We start from the raw sequence: 17500 nt of genomic DNA, 5'->3' as shown, positions 1-17500 counted from the left end.
TCAGGGCAGTTGCTCGATCTCCGTGGGCGCTTGGGCGCGGATCACCCCGATGTCGCTGGTGACCGGCACGTCCGGGAAGCGCTCGGACACCCGACGCAGGATCTCGTCCCGTCGGTGCGGACTCTCCACCTCGCCGTAGAGCACGAGGGCGCGTTCCCGTCGAACCACTGTGATTCCCTGTTCGGCGACCGCGGGGTCCTCGACGAGCAGCCGTTGGATCTCCGCCTCGACGTACTCGTCGGGTGGCCCGGTGTCGATGTCCCGATGGTGGGTCACGATGTCCCCTCTCCTGGCTGGGTGCCGGCGGCCGACACCACCTCCAGCCGGTCCAGCAGCACCAGGAACGCCTCGGCGTACGGCGAGTGCTGCGTCTCCTTGCGTACCCGTTCCCAGTCGATCTGCTCCCGCAGTGAGCGGGCCAGCGGCAGACCGCGGGCGAAGTCGCAGTAGTGCTGGGAGAAGCTGAGCAGTTTGTGCACCATCAGCTGGGTCGCGGACAGCACCGGCATGCGAATCGCGTCCACCGGTCGGACGACGGTGTCGGCGAACGTCTCCTCGGTGACCGGAGTCTCGATCGGCCGGTGGATCAGGTCCACCATCCGGCCGTCGTCGAAGACCTTCACCAGCCAGTCCTCCGGCGGACGCTCCGCGACGAAACCGGCGGCCACCAGGGCCTCCAGTGCCTCTTCCACGTCGGCCTCCCGGATCAGGAAGTCGACGTCGTGATCGCTGGAGTGCCCCCCGTGAGCGTAGACCGCGAAGCTGCCGCCCAGGGCGAACGGAATCTCGGACTGCTTGAGCACGGCGGCGACCTTCTTGAGGGTGTGCACCAGACTCTCGTCTCCGCGCTCAGCCATCTGGTTCCTCCGTCGTCGTGTTGGTGGACCGGCGGTTGGATTTCGAACTCCGGTACCCGGCATTCCGGTCGTCCACACCTGCTGGTGTCTCGGTCGGGCGTCAACAGGGATGAAGCACCACAAACCTCGCGGACCATGTGCGTGGGTCGGATAACCTGTGGAGGGTGGCCAGATCATCGGGGATGCGACGACGCAAGGCCCGATTGCGCACCGTCGCCCTGATCGGGATCGACGGTTCGGGTAAGACCACGCAGGCGCACCGGCTGGCCGACGCGCTGACCGCCGCCGGGCGCCCCGCCACCTACCGCCGCAACGCCAGCGGCCGCCGCTGGCTCGGTCGGATCGCCCAACGCCTCGGTCGGCCGGACGCGCAGCGGCTCGTCGGTCGCGACGGTGTGCTGGCCGTGGAGTCGGTACTGCGCTGGCTGGCCATCGCCATCGCCCTGATCAGCTGCCTGCTCACCGGCCGGACGGCGGTCATGGACCGCTACTCGGCCTGCCAGTACGCGAGCATCCGGGCGCACGGCGGGCAGCGCTGGGAGCGGCTCGCCCGGGCCGGCTACCGGCTGTTCCCGACCCCGCAGGTGACCTTCCTGCTCGCCGTCGACCCGGCGGAGGCGTACCGGCGTATCGAGGAACGCGGCACCGACCACGAGACGATGGGGTGGTTGACCGCCGCAGACACCGCCTACCGGGCACTGCCCGAGTACCCCAGCTTCGTGCTGGTGGACGCGGGCCGCCCGGCCGAGGAGGTGACCGAGCAGATCCAGGCGCACCTGGAGACCTGGCTACCGCCGTCCGCCCCGGGCGGAGAGGACCTCGGCCCGGTGGTGGCTCAGGCCCGCCCGTAGACCGGCACCGTGGCGCCGCTGGTCGGTGCGGAGTCCGCCGACGCGAGGAACCGGATCACCGGCGCGATCTCGGCCGGGGTGACCCAGCGGGAATGGTCGGCGTCGGGCTGGGCCGCCCGGTTCGCCGGGGTGTCGATGACGCTGGGCAGCACCGTGTTGCAGCGCACGTTCTGCGAGCGGTACTCCACAGCTACCGCGTTGGCGAAGGCCAGCACCGCCGCCTTGGCCGTCGAGTAGCCGGCCGCGCCGCGGAACGGGGTGACCGCCGCGCGAGCCGAGACGCAGACCACCGCGCCGCCGCCGGACGCCACCAGGTGCGGGAGCGCGGACTGGGTGACCAGATAGGTCGGCCGCAGGTTGACCGTGAGCATCCGCTCGAACTCCTCGACCGGGGTCTCGTGCACCAACCCGCCGCTGGCGTACCCACCGACGAGGTTGACCACCGCGCGCAGCGGCGCCGCCGGGTCGCCGGCCGCGGCCTCGACCGCCTGCGCCGCGCCCGCCGGCTCGCCCAGGTCCGCGACCACGCGGACCAGTCCGGCCACCGCCGGCTCCGACCCGGGCCGGGCTTTCCGCTCGGGTACGACCACCCGCCAGCCCGCCTCGACGAACGCGGTGACGACCGCCCCGCCGAGCCCTCCGAAACCCCCGGTCACCAGAACGCTGCCCTGTCCCATAAGCCCCACGCTAGTGCCCCCGCCCCCTTCAAGCCCTTCCGTCGATCATGAAGTTGTTGCGGTGACACGCCGATCCGAGGGGCAACAACTTCATGATCGCGGTCTGCCGTCGGCAGATTGGCTGGGATGTCCGGACCTCGGGGGCGCAGGATCGGCGGATGCGGATCCTCATTCTCGGTGGTACCAGGTTCCTCGGTCGGGCCACGGCGCAGCTCGCCGTCGAACAGGGTCACGAGGTGACCTGCGCGGCCCGGGGCGTGTCCGGCGCGGTGCCGGCCGGGGCGCGGTTCGTGGCGGCCGACCGGGATGATCCCGAGTCGCTCGTCCCGCTCGCCGCCGCGGGCTTCGACGCCGTGGTCGACGTGACCCGCCAGATCAGCCACGCCCGGCACGCGCTCGCCGCGCTCGCCGACCATGTCGGCCACTGGTCATTCGTGTCGACGATCTCGGTGTACGCGGATTACACCACCCCGGGTCAGACCGCTGCGGACGCGCCGATCCTGGCGCCCGCCCCGCCGGACGTGGACGGTCCCATCGGCCCGGACCACCGCTGGTACGGCGAGTGCAAGGTGAGCATCGAGGAGCTGGTCCGGGAGCGAGTGGGCGTGGACCGTTCGTTCATCTGCCGGGCGGGGCTGATCGTCGGCGCGGAGGATCCGAGCGACCGTTTCCCGTACTGGGTGCGGCGGCTGTCGGCCGGTGGCGAGGTGCTGGCCCCCGGGCGCCCGACCGATCGGGTGCAGTTCGTGGACGTCGCCGATCTGGCGCGTTGGTTGCTGTACGCCGCCGGCACCGGCCTCGGCGGCACGTACGACGGCTCCGGTCCGGCGATGTCCCGGGCCGACCTGTTGGCCGGGGTGGCCGCCGGGCTGGGCGTCCCCGATCCGGCCCTCACCTGGGTCGACCAGGAGTTCCTGCTGTCCCACGACGTACGCGAGTGGTCGGGGGAGCGGGCGCTGCCGCTCTGGGTGCGACTGCCGGAGACCGCCGGCCTGATGGACCGGGACGTCCGACCGGCCCTGGACGCCGGTCTGACCGTCCGTCCGCTGGCCGATACCGTTCGGGCGACAGCGTCGTGGATGGCCGCACACCCGGCGGCCGTCCGGCAGGGTGGACTAGACCCGGCGGATGAGGCGGCGATCCTGGGGAAGTGGCAGGCTGTGCGGGACCGGTGATCCCGGCGATCGAAGTTTCCCCCACGTCGGACAGTCATAGTTGACGCTCACGCTTGGTGAAAGTAAGTTTCATCCGTGGCGAAGAGTCCGAAGATTTCTGCGAGTCACGAGCCCGGTGGGCTGATCGTCCACATCAGCGGGCTGTTGCCATCGCTGTCGCCCGCCGAGCAGCGGGTCGCTCGGCTGGTCGTCTCCGACCCGGCGGCCGCCGCCCGGCGGACAATCACCGACCTCGCCACCGCAGCCGAGACTTCCGAGGCGACGGTCATCCGGTTCTGCCGTTCGGTGGGCATGGACGGTTACCCCCAACTGCGCATCCGCCTCGCCGCCGAGGCCGCCCGCCGGATCGAACCACCGGACGCCCGCGTCGTCGGCGGTGACATCCCGCCCGGTGCCGACCTCGCCCAGATCATCGCCACCATCGCGTTCAACGACGCCCGCGCCGTCGAGGAGACCGCCGAGCAACTCGACCCCGCCGTCTGCGAGCAGGTGGTCGAGGCGATCAGCGGTGCCGCTCGGATCGACATCTACGGGGCCGGCGCCAGCGGGTTCGTCGCCTCGGACTTCCAGCAGAAGCTGCACCGCATCGGCCGGATCGCCTTCTACTTCCCGGACGTGCACACCGCGCTGACGTCGGCCGCCCTCCTGGGCCGGGGAGACGTGGCGATCGGCATCTCGCACACCGGCACCACCTCCGACGTGATCGAGGTGCTGGAGCAGGCCCGTACCCGCGGTGCCGTGACAGTGGCGCTGACCAACTTCCCGCGCTCGCCGATCACCGACGTGGCGGACTTCGTGTTGACCACGGCGGCCCGGGAGACCACCTACCGCTCCGGCGCGACGGCCAGCCGGCTGGCCCAGCTCACAGTGGTCGACTGCCTCTTCGTCGGAGTGGCCGCCCGCAACCGCGCCCGGGCCCGCAAGGCCCTGGAGGCGACCGCCGAGGCGGTCCAGTCGCACCGGGTGGGTGCCAACCGGAGGCGGGCATGACGGCCGGTGCGGAGATGCCCGCACGGCCCGCTCGCCCCACGGTCCGGGTGGGTGCCCCCACCGAACGACGTAACCCGCTCAGCGTCGACCTCGACCTGATGTCGACCCGGGACGTGCTCACCGTGATCAACGAGGCGGACCGGCGGGTGCCCGCAGCGGTCGCCGCTGTGCTCGACGAGATCGCCACCACCGTCGACCTGGCTGTCGCGGCGCTACGCGGCGGTCACCGGGTGCACTACTTCGGGGCCGGCACCTCCGGCCGCCTGGGCGTGCTCGACGCGGCCGAACTGGCCCCCACCTTCAACTCGCCCCGACACTGGTTCTGCGCACACCTCGCGGGAGGCCCGGACGCCATGTGGCGGGCCGTCGAGGACGCCGAGGACGACGACCGGGGCGGCGCGGTCGAATCGGCCAGTTGTGTACGGGCCGGGGACCTGGTGGTCGGTCTGGCGGCCAGCGGGCGCACCCCGTACGTCCTCGGGGCGCTGTCCGCAGCCCGCGCCAAGGGCGCCTCGACGGTGCTGCTCTGCGCCAATCCGGAGGCGGAGGCCGCCCGGTCGGTCGACGTGTTCATCGGGGTGGACACCGGACCCGAGGTGGTCACCGGGTCGACCCGGATGAAGGCGGGCACAGCGCAGAAACTGGTGCTCAACACGTTCTCGACCGCCGTCATGGTGCGTCTGGGCCGGGTCTACTCGAACCTCATGATCGATATGGTGGCCACCAACGCGAAACTTCGCGGACGAATGATCTCGATTCTGGTCGAGGCCACCGGTTGCTCGGAGGAGCTTTCCCAGCAGGCCCTCACCGAGGCCGACGGGGACCTGAAGACGGCGCTCGTCGCCCTCGTCTCGGGTGCCGAGATCGACGCTGCCCGGGCCGCGCTGGCCCGCTCGGCCGACCAGGTGCGCGGCGCCCTCGCCCTGCTCGCCTCATAGCACCCCCGTCCCGTCCCCCGGGAAGCGAACGGGCCCTCGGATTGTTCATCTGGCCGGAGGGTAATAACACCCCCGTGAATGAACCGACCGGCTCACCGGTGCGTATCTGGCAGTGACCAGGATCGCATCCCGGTGGTGACCCGGGTCGCTGTGCCCCCACGGCGGGTGGTGTTGCCATGGTGCGGTAAACCCGTACGTGGTGCCCAGTGGCGAGCCACCCGATGGGGTGCTGACAGCAAACATGGATCGTGCTCTCAGCTACTACTCAGGCATTCGTGACACTTTCGACTCACGACGAGGAATCCCCGACACGTCTCATCTGTTGTGTAGGTGTCAGCACCGATGGGCACAGCAGAAGTTACCAGGGGCTGACAGGTGTGGGGAATGGCAAGGAACCGGGCAACCGGCGCGAGCGAGGGGACCGTGGGCAACGTGGACAAGAACATCGGCATGCGAACCGATCAGGTCGCCGAGGAACGCGACCTGGTGGGCGTCTACCTGCACGAGATCTCCCGGACGCCACTGCTGGACGCCGCCCGGGAGGTAGAGCTCTCCAAGGCGATCGAGGCCGGCCTCTACGCTGAGCACCTGCTCGGCGAGGAGACCGTCCGCGCCGGTGTCGACCGGGCCGACCTGGAGTGGCTGGTCGTCGAGGGCGAGCGGGCGAAGGACCTCTTCATCCGCGCCAACCTCCGACTGGTCGTGTCGATCGCCCGGCGCTACGTGCGCTCCGGCATGCCCATGCTGGACCTGATCCAGGAGGGCAACACCGGCCTCGTCCGGGCGGTCGAGAAGTTCGACTACGAGCGCGGCTACAAGTTCTCCACCTACGCCACCTGGTGGATTCGCCAGGCGATCAGCCGGGCGATCGCCCAGCAGGAGCGCACCGTCCGTCTGCCAGTGCACCTGGTGGAGGACGTCAACCGGATGCGCAACGTGGCCCGGCAGCTGACCCGTGAGTTGGGCAGCGACCCGGAGCCGGAGCAGATCGCGGCATCCCTCGGCGTCACCGTCGAGCGGGTGAACGAGTTGCGCCGCTGGTCGCAGGACACCGTTTCGCTGGACACCCCGGTCGGCGACGACGGCGACACCAGCCTCGGCGACCTGGTCGCCGACAGTGACGCGCCGTCGCCGGAGGACATCGTCCTCAGCGGTCTGGAGCGGCAGCGCATCGAGGGGCTGCTCAACCACCTCGACGACCGGTCGGCCGGCATCATGCGGGCCCGCTACGGGCTGGAGGACGGTCGGGAGCACTCGCTCACCGAGGTCGCCTCCCGGTTCTCGCTGTCCCGCGAGCGGATCCGGCAACTGGAGATCCAGGCCCTCGGCCGGCTCCGTGAGCTGGCCCGGGCGGAGGGGCTGCAGGCGGCCTGACCTGGTAGTAATGACGGCGAACGGCCGGCGTCCGATAGGGGGACGCCGGCCGTTCGCCGTCATTGACAGTGGTTAGCGGACCCGGCCGTAACCGTGGATGGACATCATGTTCATGCCACGCTTGAGCACGTTGCGACCGGCGCTGGGCGCGTCGATCACCTGACCGTCGCCGACGTAGAGGGCGACGTGCCCGAGCCCGCTGTAGAAGATCAGGTCGCCGGGGCGTAGCTCCCCCCGGCCGATGTGGGCGACAGCGCTCCACTGCATCCGGGCGCTGTGCGGCAGCGACTTGCCGGCCGCCCGCCAGGACGCCAGGGTCAGCCCGGAGCAGTCGTAGCCGTCCGGCCCTTCGCCCGCCCACTTGTACGGCTTGCCGATCGCCCCGAATGCGTAACGCACCGCTGTTCCGGCAGCACCGGACACGGCGGGCACGTTCCTGGCCTCGGTCGTCGCTGCCTTGGGCTCGGGTCGCTCAGTGGCGGCCCCGTACGCCTGCCGGCGCAGCTCGTACAGCTTGGCCAGGTCCTGTTCGATCTGCTTCTTGGCCGTGGCGAGCTGACGGGCCTGTGCGGCCTGCCGGGTCAAGGTCGTGCCCAGGCGGGCCTTCTCGTCGAGCAGCCGCCGCTGGTCGGTGGTGAAGCCGGAGATGCGCTCCTGCCGCTGGCGGGTCAACTGCTCGATCGTGCCGAGCCGGTCCAGCAGCGCAGCCGAGCCACCCGCGCGCAGCAGGGCGTCCGCGGTGCGCAGACCGCCACTCTTGTACGCCGTGGAGGCGATTTCGGCCACGTCCGCCCGGCTCTGCTCGACCTGCTGTTCGAGCGGGCCGATGCGGGTCTGTAATCGGGCCACGGCGGCCTCGTTTGTCTTGATCTCCTCACGCAACTTGTTGTACGACTCGACGACCCGCTCCAACTCGGCCGAGGACGTCTCGATCCGGCGGGTCAGGTCGGCGGGGGACGGCTCGGCCTGGGCCACCGCCGTCGGTGCGATCAGCGCGGCCGACATGCCGACCAGCGCCACGGTGCGCAGCAGATTTCTCAGGGATGACAAGAGCGGAAGGCCCCTCTCCCACGGCCGCCGGGGCTGCTGACGCCCTCGACGACACCGGCCGGGGCCACCCGGGCGGACGGCACTGGGCCGGACCGGCTCGCCCAACCTAACCCGGGACGGATGTGACTCGCAGTTGAAGCAGGGGCGAAAGTTGGGAGAGTTGCGGGTCGGGTCGGTGGGCTGGGTGGCGCCATCGTGGCTGATGACACCTGTGAACGAGGCAACATCGCCCTTTTCACGGCGTACTGACAGATATGTGACTTTCGTCGTTCCGGGCTTATGCCGCCGGATTCCTGGTCGCCATAACCGATAAAAGCTGAAATGGATGCGGTTTATCGGCGATCTCACCCAGTCGTGGCGAGCTGTCGTGACCCGGTAAATGTCCAGGTCGACTGGCGGTGCCGCAACACAATGAAGTCCGGAGCCGGGAATCCCGTCGGCAGGCAGCGATGACTGTCGCCAGCGGGCCCACTCGGCCAACCGTCCCCTTCGGGAGGAACCGTGAATCGTGAAGGCGCAAAGACGCGACCGCCGCGAACGGTGCCGGGCGCCCGGTCGACCCTGCTGTACGCGCGACCCGGCATCATCGTGACCGTCGACCGGTTCACCATCGGTCGGAGCAGTTACCGGGTCGCCGACCTGACCCATCTGCGTACCACCCGGGGTCCGCACGACCGGATCGCCGTCCGGGCCGTGGTCATCACCGCCAGCATGCTCGGTGGTGTGGGGGTGCTTCTCGGCTTCACCGGCGGTCTGCACCGCCTCACCGCCGGGGCGTACCTGATTCTCGGCGCCGTGTTCCTGCTCCCGGCCGCTCTCGCCCTGGTCGGCGATCGCTGGCGCCCACCGCCACACGAACTGTGGGGGTGGTACCAAGGCTCGGAGGTGCTGCTGTTCAGCGCCGACGACGAACGGCAGTTCGGCCAGGTCACCCGGTCGCTGCTCCGGGCCCGGGAGGTCAACCGCTACGGCAGTTGGGTCGACCCGATCGCCGAAGCGGACCCGTGGCGGCCCAACCGCTGATGCGGCGCAACCGGCCCCAGGCGGCCCTCTGACGGGCTGACCATTCTGGGCAGTGCAGACCCTTACGCCCCAGCCGGCCGTGTTTCGGTCGTTGACGCATCGGGTGTGAACTCGCTGATCTTGGTTATGGGCGCCGGAAGATCGGCTCAGTATGTTGAGCGCGCTGCGGGTATCGACTCGTTTCACCGTGGCGTGGCCGCGCCGATGCGGTGGTTTCGCCGCGCCCAGCCATGCCAGCACGAGAATGTCGTGACGAAGAATCACCCCGCCGAGGGGCGTGAAGGTCGGTGCAACCAATCTTCACGCCCGCTCACCGTCAGCCTGGGAGGACGGGCTCCGGAGTCCGTTCCTCCTGCGGTGCGGCCACCCAGGCGCTGACCCGGCGCTCGGCGTAGAACGAGACGAACGGCACCGTGCCCGCCAGCATCACCAGCAGCATCCGCTTCAGCGGCCAGTCGGCTCGGCGGCTCAGGTCGAACGCGGCCACCAGGTAGATCATGTAGAGGAAGCCGTGCGCCGGCCCGATCGTCTCCACGACGACCGGATTGTCGAACGCGTACTTGAGTGGCATGCCGACCACGACCAGCAGGATCAGCACCACGCCCACGATCCAGGCGATCACTCGGTACCGGGTAAGGGCAGCGCCCACCTTCGTCCGTCCTTCCGAACCCGGCTCAGCCGGGATAGTCGCCGGGCCGGGCGCCCGGATTGGCGTTCAACCATGACAGGTAGTGGTTGTAGGCAGCCAGGTCGTTGTCCTCGACGACGTCGCCGGTGGCGGGCACCCGGGACACCCGCACCGGGCGGCGTACCCCCGGTCGGGACCCGGTGGTGACCGCCGGCGCCGGCTCGACGGCCGGATCCGCGGGTGGCGCGTTGGCCTCCGCCGCCCTGCGGCGGGCCAGCTTAACCTCACGCCACCAGACGTAGACCACGAAGCCGGCGAAGATCGGCCACTCGACCGCGTACCCCCAGCTCAGGCTGTTGCCGGCGGTGGCCCGGCTGATCTGCCACCAGCCCAGCCCCAGGAAGCCCACGACCAGCACGACCATGGCCACGTGGCGTGCGATCCACGCCGGGGTCCAGAGCCGCCTCATGGCATTGAGGGTACCGGGGACGCCAGCGGTCTCCGACACCGTGTCGTAGTCATCGCCTCGCCGGCCTGGTTTGGCATCACCGCGCCTGGGCAATCGTTTAGACGCCAGCCCAAACGAGATCAAGGGGGGCGATCATGACCGGATCGGTACGTGAGGACGGCTTTGCGTCCAGCGGCAGCGCGGATACGAGCCCGGAGCAGCGGGTGCCCGAGTGGGGCGGCGATCAGCTCGCCGACCCGTCCGGCGCTCCCGGCCTCGACGGCGACCTGCTCGGCATCGACCCGACGGAGCTTTCCGACGAGGACCTGATCCGCGAGATGCACAGCCTGCACCGAACCCGCCTGGACACCCTGCGGCACGCTGCCGACTCCGCACTCGCGAACCACCTCCGGCGCACGGCGGAGCTGGAGACCGAGTACCTGGCCCGACACCCGGGTCGCGAGGTCGATCCCAGCCGCCTGCGGGACGCGTGATGCCGGCGCGCGCCGTGCGCGGCATGTCCGCGCCACCCGAGGTGGTCTTCAGCACAGCCACCGACCCCGACCGTGCCTCGGCCTGGCTGCCGGAGCCGCTGCGCGGCGACGGCAGCCCCGCCGCGGAGATCAGCGGCGAGGAGCTGCGCGCCCGCTGGGGCGACGGCGACGCCGACGACTGGTCTGCGGAGATCCGGGTGGAGCCGGCCGATTCCGGTGGCGCGCGGATCCAGCTGGACCTGGCCGACGGGTCCGGCGGGCCCGGCCCGGACCAGCTGGCCGACGAGGCGCTCACCAACCTGGCACGCGAGGTCGCCGACAACCTCCAGGCCGGCTGAGTCGGCCACGCGCGACGCCGTTCCCGCACCACCACGACACGTGAGGAGATCGGGTGAGCGACACTGGCCTGCGGCAGAAGGCGGCCCGGCTGCGCCGGGCGTACGCGCCGCATGAGCACCGGCCGCTCGGCGGCTATCTGGTGGCGATGGGCGCCTACGCCGGGGTGACCGGGGCTCTCGCCGGCCTGGTCAAGGCGACGGGCCGGCCGGTGCCGGAGCGTCCCGCGCCGTCCGACGTGGTGCTGCTCTCCATCGCCACGCACAAGCTGAGCCGGTTGCTGTCCAAGGACGCGGTGACCAGCCCGTTGCGGGCACCCTTCACCCGTTACGACCGCCCGATCGGCAGCGGCGAGGTGATGGAGCAGGTCCGCGACTCGGGCAGCCCCACCCGGCATGCCATCGGCGAGCTGCTGAGCTGCCCGTTCTGCCTGGCGGTCTGGGTGGCTACCGGGCTGACCGGCGGCCTGGTCCTCGCGCCCCGGCTCACCCGCCTGGTGGCGACAGCGCTGACGGCGGTCGCCGCGTCCGACTTCCTCCAGATGGCGTACGCGACGGCGCAGCAGGCCGCCGAGGGTGGGCACGACGACTGAAAAGCCAAAAAAGGGGGGCCGGCCTGCGCCGGCCCCCCTTTTCGTACGCCGTCAGCGCTGCATGCCGGACCAACCGTGCGGCGACTCCGGTTCCCGTTCGTCCTCGTCCGCTCCGGTGATGATGTCCCGATCCACCGCCGTGCGGTCGTGCTCGTTGGCGAAGTCCGGCTCGGGCGTGGTGTCCCTGCCCTTCGGGGGCTGACCCAGCGCCGGCACCTTCTCGTCGTGGTCCTCGTGGTGCGTCATGTCGGTGTCCCCTTCCGCGGTCGCTCAGCCGACCGAGCCGCCCAGCAGGTCACTGGCCTCGTCCACCGCGTACTCACCCTCGGGGAGCGCGTCTATGCGGGCGAGCAGCTCCGGCGGGAGTTCTGCGGCCACCGCCTGACGGTAGATCTCCGCCTGCTCAACCCGCTCCTGGCCCCGGAAGATGCCGTCGAGCAGGTCGTCGAGTGCCCGGGTGTCCGGCTCGTCGGCCAGTGGTGAGTCGTCGGTCACGTCGATCAGCTACCCGGGGCGGAATCGGTCAAACGTCACCCCGTCGGCTGGCCTGCGCGCGTGGGCCGACGGCCCCGCAACCCTTCCTTTGCTCTGCACCCGCCGATGCGACGGTCACGCGCCGTGCGTGGTGCACGGAGGGGTGCAGAGCAAAGGGAGACACAAAGCAGAGCGGGGGCGGGGGCGGGCAGAGCGACAGCGCCGCCCCCGGCCTTGTGGGCCGGGGGCGGCGCTGGTGTCGGTGTGCAGGTCGCCTCTCGGCGAGTGGCACTACGCGGCTCCAGCCGGACGGTATTCCGCGAAGGCTATTTAGGTGAGGCCCGGGGACACTGGACACACCGACACCCCAGTCAACGAGCCGACCCCCGTTCGTGTTCCGCCGGTCGTGGTGTCGGCGGTCACACCGTCGTGGGCACTGTGGCCCGACGGGCCCGCACGGCCGAGGCGAGGTGGTCGAGCACCTCGGCGGTGTCGTCCCAACCCAGGCAGGCGTCGGTGACCGACCGCCCGTACTCCAGCGTCCGGGTCGGGTCGAGCTCCTGCCGGCCGGGCAGCAGGAACGACTCCAGCATCACGCCGGTGATCCCGCGCTGACCGGCGGCCAGTTGGGCGGCCACGTCCGCGGCCACCAGCGGCTGGTTACGGTGGTCCTTGCCGCTGTTGGCGTGACTCGCGTCGATCACCAGCCGCTCCGGCAGGTCGGCGGCGCGGAGCAGGTCGAGTGCCCCGGCGACCGACTCGGCGTCGTAGTTGGGTCGGCCGCCCCCACCGCGCAACACGAGGTGCCCGTCGGTGTTGCCCCGGGTGTGCATGATCGCCGGGGTGCCGGAGAAGTCGATGCCGGGGAAGACGTGTGGCACTCCGGCGGCGCGGATCGCGTCCACGGCCGTGCCGATGCTGCCGTCCGGGCGGTTCTTCATGCCGATCGGCATGGACAGGCCGGAGGCGAGCTGGCGGTGCACCTGGCTCTCCACCGTGCGGGCACCGATCGCGCCCCAGCCCACCGTGTCCGCGATGTACTGCGGGGTGATCGGGTCCAGGAACTCGCAACCCACCGGAAGGCCGAGGCGGAGCACGTCGAGCAGCAGCGCCCGGGCCAGCCGCAGACCGGTGTTGACGTCCCCGCTGCCGTCCAGGCCGGGATCGTTGATCAGGCCCTTCCAACCGACGGTGGAGCGCGGCTTCTCGAAGTAGACCCGCATGACGATCAGCAGGTCGTCGGCGAGCCGGTCGGCTGCCGTCCGCAGACGCTGCGCGTAGTCCAGGGCGGCGGCCGGGTCGTGCACCGAGCAGGGACCGACCACCACCAGCAGGCGGTCGTCCTCGCGGTCCAGCACGCGACCGACCGCGCGGCGGCCGGTCAACACGGCCGCCGCGAGCGGGGCGTCCAGGGGCAACTCGTGGTGCAGCAGGGCGGGCGTGGTCAGCGGCACGACACGGTCGATCCGCTGATCGCTGACCCGATCGGTCTCCGGGGTCGTCACGGTGGGCATCCTTTCGCCGACCGTGCCCGGGGCCGGTGCCCGGGACGAGCCGGCTGCTCGTACGCAAAAGGGCAGGAACGACAGCTCCTGCCCAGCCGGCTCGGTCCGTGGTGACATCAGTTCATGGTGAAGTCACCGGCGTGCGAGCCGGCTGCCTAAACCATCGATAGGAACGCGTCACCGGGCCAGCGTACCCGACCGGACGCCTTCCCCCGTGCTGTCGTCCCAAGATGCGGGGTGAAGATCGCGTGCCGGGGACGCGGTCGGGGTAACAGGGGTGCCATGACACACGAGCAGAGCGATCAGGACCGGGTGGAGTCCCGCGCGCACCACCTCCTGCCCGAGGAGGAGGCGGTGGGCAGCGACGACCCGGAGGCGCAGGCGGAGGCCATCCTCGCCGAGTCGGACATCCGCACCGCTGACCAGAACGCCGCTCCGGACACGGTGCTGGAGCGTCGTACCTCGGATCAGACAGTGGTGGCGGTCGAACCGCCGGACTGAGCGGTCGCCCCGCGTGCCCGGCGCGACCCCCGGTAGGTCTGGTCACGCAGCCAGGCCAGCGGACCTGCCACCCGCAGTTCGGGTGGCAGGTTGCGCACCGGGTCGAACGCGAGCGCCCCGTCCTCCTCGGCGCTGAGCTGGGCGCCGAGGCTGACCTGCCCGACCAGTCGCCAGGGCCCCACCGCCGACGCGACCGCGAGCACCAGGCGCGGGGTGTCCGTCCGGGTCGCGGCGGACGCCGCGGCCAGGCTGCGACCGAGGTCGGCCGAGTCGGGGTCGGCCAGCGCGGCCAGCCAGAGGCGGCGCAGGCCCGCGCGGTAGCACGTGATCGTGCTGTACGTGCCGGTGAAGCGGCGTCGCGGCAGCGGCAGGCTCCGCAGCACCGGGGCGGCGCCGCTGGAGCTGACCAGCAGATCGAACGGCCGACCGCCGTCGCTGTGCAGGCGCAGCGCGAGGCCCAGGACGTCGGGCCAACTGCCGGGCGTGGGCGTCCCCTTGGAGAGCCGGATGGTGGTCCGGTACCGGCCGGGCTGATCCAGCAGCGCGACCCCGGTGGGCGGTCCGGGCGTACCCCAGATCACCGTCTCGCCGACGAACGAGCGACCGGCCGGATGCAGCAACCGGCCGCGGCGCAGCCGGCCGAGTGCGGTGCTGGCGCGTTCGACGGCGGTGGCGGCCCGGCCGGCGGACCGGAACGGAGGCGGGGTGACGGTCATTGCTCTCCGGTACCCCGCGCGGCGGCTCCGAAGCCGCCCGGGTCGGCTCGCCGACCGACGGCACGTCACCTTTCCGCCTCCGAGATCGGATAGCGTCGGGGCATGCCCGACAGCGGTTACCCCTGGCCCATTCAGACGTCCCGACTGGACAACGGCCTGCGCGTGGTGGTGAGCGAGGACCGCACCGCGCCCGCAGTGGCCGTCAACCTCTGGTACGACGTCGGCTCCCGACATGAGCCGGCCGGGCAGACCGGTTTCGCCCACCTCTTCGAGCACCTGATGTTCGAGGGCTCGGTGAACGTGGCGAAGACCGAGCACATGAAGCTGATTCAGGGCTCCGGCGGCTCGCTCAACGCCACCACCAACCCGGACCGGACCAACTACTTCGAGACGGTCCCGGCCGAGCACCTGGAGCTGGCGCTCTGGTTGGAGGCTGACCGGATGGGCGGCCTGGTCCCCGCCCTCACCCAGGAGACGCTGGACAACCAGCGGGACGTGGTGAAGAACGAGCGCCGGCAGCGCTACGAGAACGTGCCGTACGGCGACGCCTGGCTGCGGTTGCTGCCGCTTCTCTACCCGCCGGGGCACCCGTACCACCACGCGACGATCGGCTCGATGGCCGACCTGAACGCCGCCGACCTGGCCACCTTCCAGGCGTTCCACCAGACCTACTACGCGCCGAACAACGCCGTGCTAACAGTGGTCGGCGACGCCACCGCCTCCGACGTGTTCGCGCTCGCCGACAAGTACTTCGGCGCGCTGCCCGCCCGCGACGACATCCCGCCGGCACCGGACGGCCGCACCGTCCCCGCCACCGGGCAGACGGCCGTCGAGTCGGTGAGCGCCGACGTGCCGGCGCCACGGGTCTACATCGCCCACCGCAGCTACCCGTTCGGCACCCCCGGATACAACGTGATCACCGTGCTCGCCACCATCCTGGGCAGCGGCCGGGGCAGCCGGCTCTACCAGCGCCTCGCCGACGGCGAGCGGATCGCGCAACCGGACCTGGTCGGGGCGTACGGGGTGGACCTCGCACACGCCCCCGCACCGCTGATCGCCACCGCCACCGCCCGCCCCGGGGTGAGCGCCGAGCGGCTGGCCGAAGGGCTGGCCGAGGTCGTCGACGAGTTGGCCACAGTGCCGGTCACCGCCGCCGAACTGGATCGCGCCAAGGCGTTGCTCAGCACCGGGTGGTGGCGTCAGCTGTCCACCGTCGACGGCCGCGCGGACCTGCTCGGCCGGTACACCACGCAGTTCGGTGACCCGGCCCGCATCGCCGAGCAGTTGCCGGCCCTGCTCGCTGTCACCGCCGAGCAGATCGCCGAGGCCGCCGCCGACGTGCTCGCCACCGACCGGGTGACCCTGTCCTACCTGCCCGAGGAGACCTCATGACGCTGATCGCCGACCGTCCCGGCCCGGGCGCCGCCCGCCCGTACCGGTTCCCGCCGGTGGTCCGCCGCGCCGCGGCCGGTGGTCAGGTCGTCGCCGCGCACCTGCCGGGGCAGAACCTCGCCGTGGCCCTGCTGCTGCTCGACGTGGGCGCGGGCCAGGAGCCGGTCGGCAAGGAGGGTCTGTCCGGCGTGCTGGCCAAGGCGTTGGAGGAGGGCACCGCGCAGCGGGACGCCGCCGCATACGCGCTCGCCGTCGAAGGGCTCGGCACCGCTCTGTCGACCGGTCTGGACTGGGACTCGTTCCAGGCCAGCGTGGTGATCCCGGTGGACCGGCTGAGCGCCGCCGTTGAACTGCTCGCCGAGGCGGTGCGGACGCCGAAGCTCGACCCCGCCGACGTACGCCGGGTCCGCGACGACGAGGCGACAGCGCTCCGGATGGACTGGGCCAACCCCGGCCCGCGCGCCGACGCCGCGCTGCGCGCCGACCTGTTCGGCGCCCACAACCGCTGGGGACGGCCGATGCACGGCGACCCGGAGTCGGTCGCCGGGTTGGACGTGGAGGACGTCACGGTCTTCCACTCGGAGTGGTTCCTGCGCCCCGGCACCCTGATCGTCGCCGGTGACCTGGACCGGATCGACCTGGACGCGCTGGCCGCCGCCGCGTTCGCCGGCACCGGTGGTGGCCCCGCCGAGCGCGGCGGTTCCATCGAGGTGCCGCTGCACAGCGGTCGCCGGATCATCCTGGTGGACCGGCCCGGCTCGGTGCAGTCCACGCTGCGGCTGGGCCACCCGTCACCGCACCGGGCGCACCCCGACTACGTGCCGATGACGCTCGCCGGCACCGTGCTCGGCGGGGCGTTCACCTCCCGACTCAACCACCTGCTGCGGGAGGTGCACGGCTACACCTACGGCATCCGGGGCGACTTCGCCGCGTCGCGGCGGTTCGGTCGGTTCGCGGTCAGCTCCGGCGTGCAGACGGCGGTCACCGCGCCGGCCCTGGTCGAGGCGGTGGGCGAGATCACCCGTACCCAGGCCACCGGGGTGACCGAGGAGGAGCTGGAGGTGGCCCGCTCCTGGCGGGCCGGGCAGCTCTCGGTCGAGTTGCAGAGCCCTCGGGCGATCGCCTCCGCGCTGACCACCCTGGTGGTGCACGACCTGCCGGACGACTACCACGCGCGGTTGCGCGAGTCGCTGCTCTCCGCCGACGTGGACCAGGTCTCCGCGGCGGCAGCCACCCACCTGCACCCGGAAGCTCTCACCCTGGTCATCGAGGGCGACGCCGCAGTGATCCGCGACGACCTGGAGGCCACCGCCCTGGGAGACCTCCTCCCCTAACCCCGCCCGCCCCGCCCCGCCCCCGCGCCCTGCCCCACCCGGTTGATCATGAGGTTGTTGTCACTCGACACGGTGTGTCGCGGCAACAACTTCATGATCGACGGGGGTGCGGGCGGGAATGGGGGCTAGGGGGTGGGGCGCGGTG

Annotated in this window: 22 protein-coding genes; 12 read left to right on the top strand and 10 right to left on the bottom strand. The window is 71.3% G+C overall.

Annotation, left to right across the window (positions count from 1 at the left end; all coding sequences use genetic code 11):
• Positions 1 to 276 carry a hypothetical protein gene (locus ABZU43_RS25390; protein ID WP_355008963.1) on the bottom strand — a complete coding sequence of 92 codons (276 nt, stop codon included), beginning with the start codon at positions 274 to 276 and terminating at the stop codon, positions 1 to 3.
• Positions 273 to 920: a nucleotidyltransferase gene (locus ABZU43_RS25385; RefSeq protein ID WP_355008962.1), complete on the bottom strand. Its 648-nt coding sequence runs from the start codon at positions 918 to 920 to the stop codon at positions 273 to 275. The genes ABZU43_RS25390 and ABZU43_RS25385 overlap by 4 nt, the downstream gene beginning before the upstream one ends.
• 119 nt (positions 921 to 1039) lie before the next feature.
• On the opposite strand from ABZU43_RS25385, the gene ABZU43_RS25380 reads away from it, so the two are divergent.
• Positions 1040 to 1708 carry a thymidylate kinase gene (locus ABZU43_RS25380; RefSeq protein WP_355009013.1) on the top strand — a complete coding sequence of 223 codons (669 nt, stop codon included), beginning with the start codon at positions 1040 to 1042 and terminating at the stop codon, positions 1706 to 1708.
• Here ABZU43_RS25380 and ABZU43_RS25375 read toward each other — a convergent pair.
• Complete coding sequence (locus tag ABZU43_RS25375) at positions 1693 to 2385, bottom strand: SDR family NAD(P)-dependent oxidoreductase (RefSeq protein WP_355008961.1); 693 nt, start codon at positions 2383 to 2385, stop codon at positions 1693 to 1695. The two genes, ABZU43_RS25380 and ABZU43_RS25375, sit on opposite strands and share 16 nt — an antisense overlap.
• Positions 2386 to 2543: 158 nt before the next feature.
• Here ABZU43_RS25375 and ABZU43_RS25370 point away from each other — a divergent pair, with 158 nt between their 5' ends.
• The 4 genes from ABZU43_RS25370 (at position 2544) to ABZU43_RS25355 (ending at position 6862) form a co-directional block, all read left to right on the top strand.
• On the top strand, positions 2544 to 3560 hold the full coding sequence (locus ABZU43_RS25370; RefSeq protein ID WP_355008960.1) for an NAD-dependent epimerase/dehydratase family protein: 1017 nt from the start codon (positions 2544 to 2546) through the stop codon (positions 3558 to 3560).
• Between the two features lie 75 nt (positions 3561 to 3635).
• A complete protein-coding gene (locus ABZU43_RS25365; RefSeq protein ID WP_355008959.1) occupies positions 3636 to 4550 on the top strand; it encodes a MurR/RpiR family transcriptional regulator in 915 nt (304 codons plus the stop codon).
• Complete coding sequence (gene murQ / locus ABZU43_RS25360) at positions 4547 to 5488, top strand: N-acetylmuramic acid 6-phosphate etherase (RefSeq protein WP_355008958.1); 942 nt, start codon at positions 4547 to 4549, stop codon at positions 5486 to 5488. Before ABZU43_RS25365 ends, murQ begins: the two co-directional genes overlap by 4 nt.
• A 384-nt stretch (positions 5489 to 5872) precedes the next feature.
• Entirely contained in the window at positions 5873 to 6862 is a 990-nt protein-coding gene (locus tag ABZU43_RS25355; protein WP_355008957.1) for a sigma-70 family RNA polymerase sigma factor, read from the top strand.
• 72 nt (positions 6863 to 6934) lie between these two features.
• On the opposite strand, the gene ABZU43_RS25350 is transcribed toward ABZU43_RS25355, so the two are convergent.
• A complete protein-coding gene (locus ABZU43_RS25350) occupies positions 6935 to 7912 on the bottom strand; it encodes an NlpC/P60 family protein (protein WP_355008956.1) in 978 nt (325 codons plus the stop codon).
• A gap of 501 nt (positions 7913 to 8413) precedes the next feature.
• On the opposite strand from ABZU43_RS25350, the gene ABZU43_RS25345 reads away from it, so the two are divergent.
• Positions 8414 to 8935 (top strand): DUF6232 family protein, encoded by a 522-nt coding sequence (locus ABZU43_RS25345; protein WP_355008955.1) that lies wholly within the window; start codon positions 8414 to 8416, stop codon positions 8933 to 8935.
• Positions 8936 to 9251: 316 nt separating this feature from the next.
• Here ABZU43_RS25345 and ABZU43_RS25340 read toward each other — a convergent pair whose 3' ends face one another.
• On the bottom strand, positions 9252 to 9584 hold the full coding sequence (locus ABZU43_RS25340; RefSeq protein WP_355008954.1) for a DUF3817 domain-containing protein: 333 nt from the start codon (positions 9582 to 9584) through the stop codon (positions 9252 to 9254).
• Between the two features lie 25 nt (positions 9585 to 9609).
• Positions 9610 to 10032: a hypothetical protein gene (locus ABZU43_RS25335; RefSeq protein ID WP_355008953.1), complete on the bottom strand. Its 423-nt coding sequence runs from the start codon at positions 10030 to 10032 to the stop codon at positions 9610 to 9612.
• Between the two features lie 134 nt (positions 10033 to 10166).
• Between ABZU43_RS25335 and ABZU43_RS25330 the strand changes: the two genes are divergently transcribed.
• The 3 genes from ABZU43_RS25330 to ABZU43_RS25320 are packed head-to-tail and all read left to right on the top strand — an operon-like array spanning position 10167 to position 11433.
• On the top strand, positions 10167 to 10505 hold the full coding sequence (locus tag ABZU43_RS25330) for a DUF6158 family protein (RefSeq protein WP_355008952.1): 339 nt from the start codon (positions 10167 to 10169) through the stop codon (positions 10503 to 10505).
• Positions 10505 to 10843: an SRPBCC family protein gene (locus tag ABZU43_RS25325; protein ID WP_238678168.1), complete on the top strand. Its 339-nt coding sequence runs from the start codon at positions 10505 to 10507 to the stop codon at positions 10841 to 10843. Before ABZU43_RS25330 ends, ABZU43_RS25325 begins: the two co-directional genes overlap by 1 nt.
• 53 nt (positions 10844 to 10896) lie before the next feature.
• The gene (locus tag ABZU43_RS25320) at positions 10897 to 11433 is read left to right on the top strand and encodes a DUF1360 domain-containing protein (protein WP_355008951.1); all 537 of its coding nucleotides are present in this window, start codon (positions 10897 to 10899) and stop codon (positions 11431 to 11433) included.
• Positions 11434 to 11484: 51 nt separating this feature from the next.
• Here ABZU43_RS25320 and ABZU43_RS25315 read toward each other — a convergent pair whose 3' ends face one another.
• From ABZU43_RS25315 to ABZU43_RS25305, 3 genes are all read right to left on the bottom strand, one after another.
• Positions 11485 to 11679 (bottom strand): hypothetical protein, encoded by a 195-nt coding sequence (locus ABZU43_RS25315; protein ID WP_091405645.1) that lies wholly within the window; start codon positions 11677 to 11679, stop codon positions 11485 to 11487.
• A 24-nt stretch (positions 11680 to 11703) separates the two neighbouring features.
• Positions 11704 to 11937 carry a hypothetical protein gene (locus tag ABZU43_RS25310; RefSeq protein WP_355009012.1) on the bottom strand — a complete coding sequence of 78 codons (234 nt, stop codon included), beginning with the start codon at positions 11935 to 11937 and terminating at the stop codon, positions 11704 to 11706.
• A 389-nt stretch (positions 11938 to 12326) separates the two neighbouring features.
• Positions 12327 to 13421 carry a 3-deoxy-7-phosphoheptulonate synthase gene (locus ABZU43_RS25305; RefSeq protein ID WP_355009011.1) on the bottom strand — a complete coding sequence of 365 codons (1095 nt, stop codon included), beginning with the start codon at positions 13419 to 13421 and terminating at the stop codon, positions 12327 to 12329.
• Between the two features lie 273 nt (positions 13422 to 13694).
• On the opposite strand from ABZU43_RS25305, the gene ABZU43_RS25300 reads away from it, so the two are divergent.
• Positions 13695 to 13913, top strand: a complete 219-nt coding sequence (locus tag ABZU43_RS25300) for a hypothetical protein (RefSeq protein WP_355008950.1) — start codon at positions 13695 to 13697, stop codon at positions 13911 to 13913.
• Here ABZU43_RS25300 and ABZU43_RS25295 read toward each other — a convergent pair.
• Entirely contained in the window at positions 13880 to 14629 is a 750-nt protein-coding gene (locus ABZU43_RS25295; protein ID WP_355008949.1) for a phosphodiesterase, read from the bottom strand. The two genes, ABZU43_RS25300 and ABZU43_RS25295, sit on opposite strands and share 34 nt — an antisense overlap.
• A gap of 102 nt (positions 14630 to 14731) precedes the next feature.
• Here ABZU43_RS25295 and ABZU43_RS25290 point away from each other — a divergent pair, with 102 nt between their 5' ends.
• Both ABZU43_RS25290 and ABZU43_RS25285 read left to right on the top strand, forming a co-directional pair.
• Positions 14732 to 16021 (top strand): pitrilysin family protein, encoded by a 1290-nt coding sequence (locus ABZU43_RS25290; RefSeq protein WP_355008948.1) that lies wholly within the window; start codon positions 14732 to 14734, stop codon positions 16019 to 16021.
• On the top strand, positions 16018 to 17355 hold the full coding sequence (locus ABZU43_RS25285) for a pitrilysin family protein (RefSeq protein ID WP_355008947.1): 1338 nt from the start codon (positions 16018 to 16020) through the stop codon (positions 17353 to 17355). The genes ABZU43_RS25290 and ABZU43_RS25285 overlap by 4 nt, the downstream gene beginning before the upstream one ends.
• Positions 17356 to 17500 lie beyond the last annotated feature (145 nt).

Source organism: Micromonospora sp. NPDC005205, assembly GCF_040608275.1.
Taxonomy (GTDB): Bacteria; Actinomycetota; Actinomycetes; order Mycobacteriales; family Micromonosporaceae; genus Micromonospora.
This window is presented reverse-complemented; position numbering and strand designations above follow the sequence as displayed.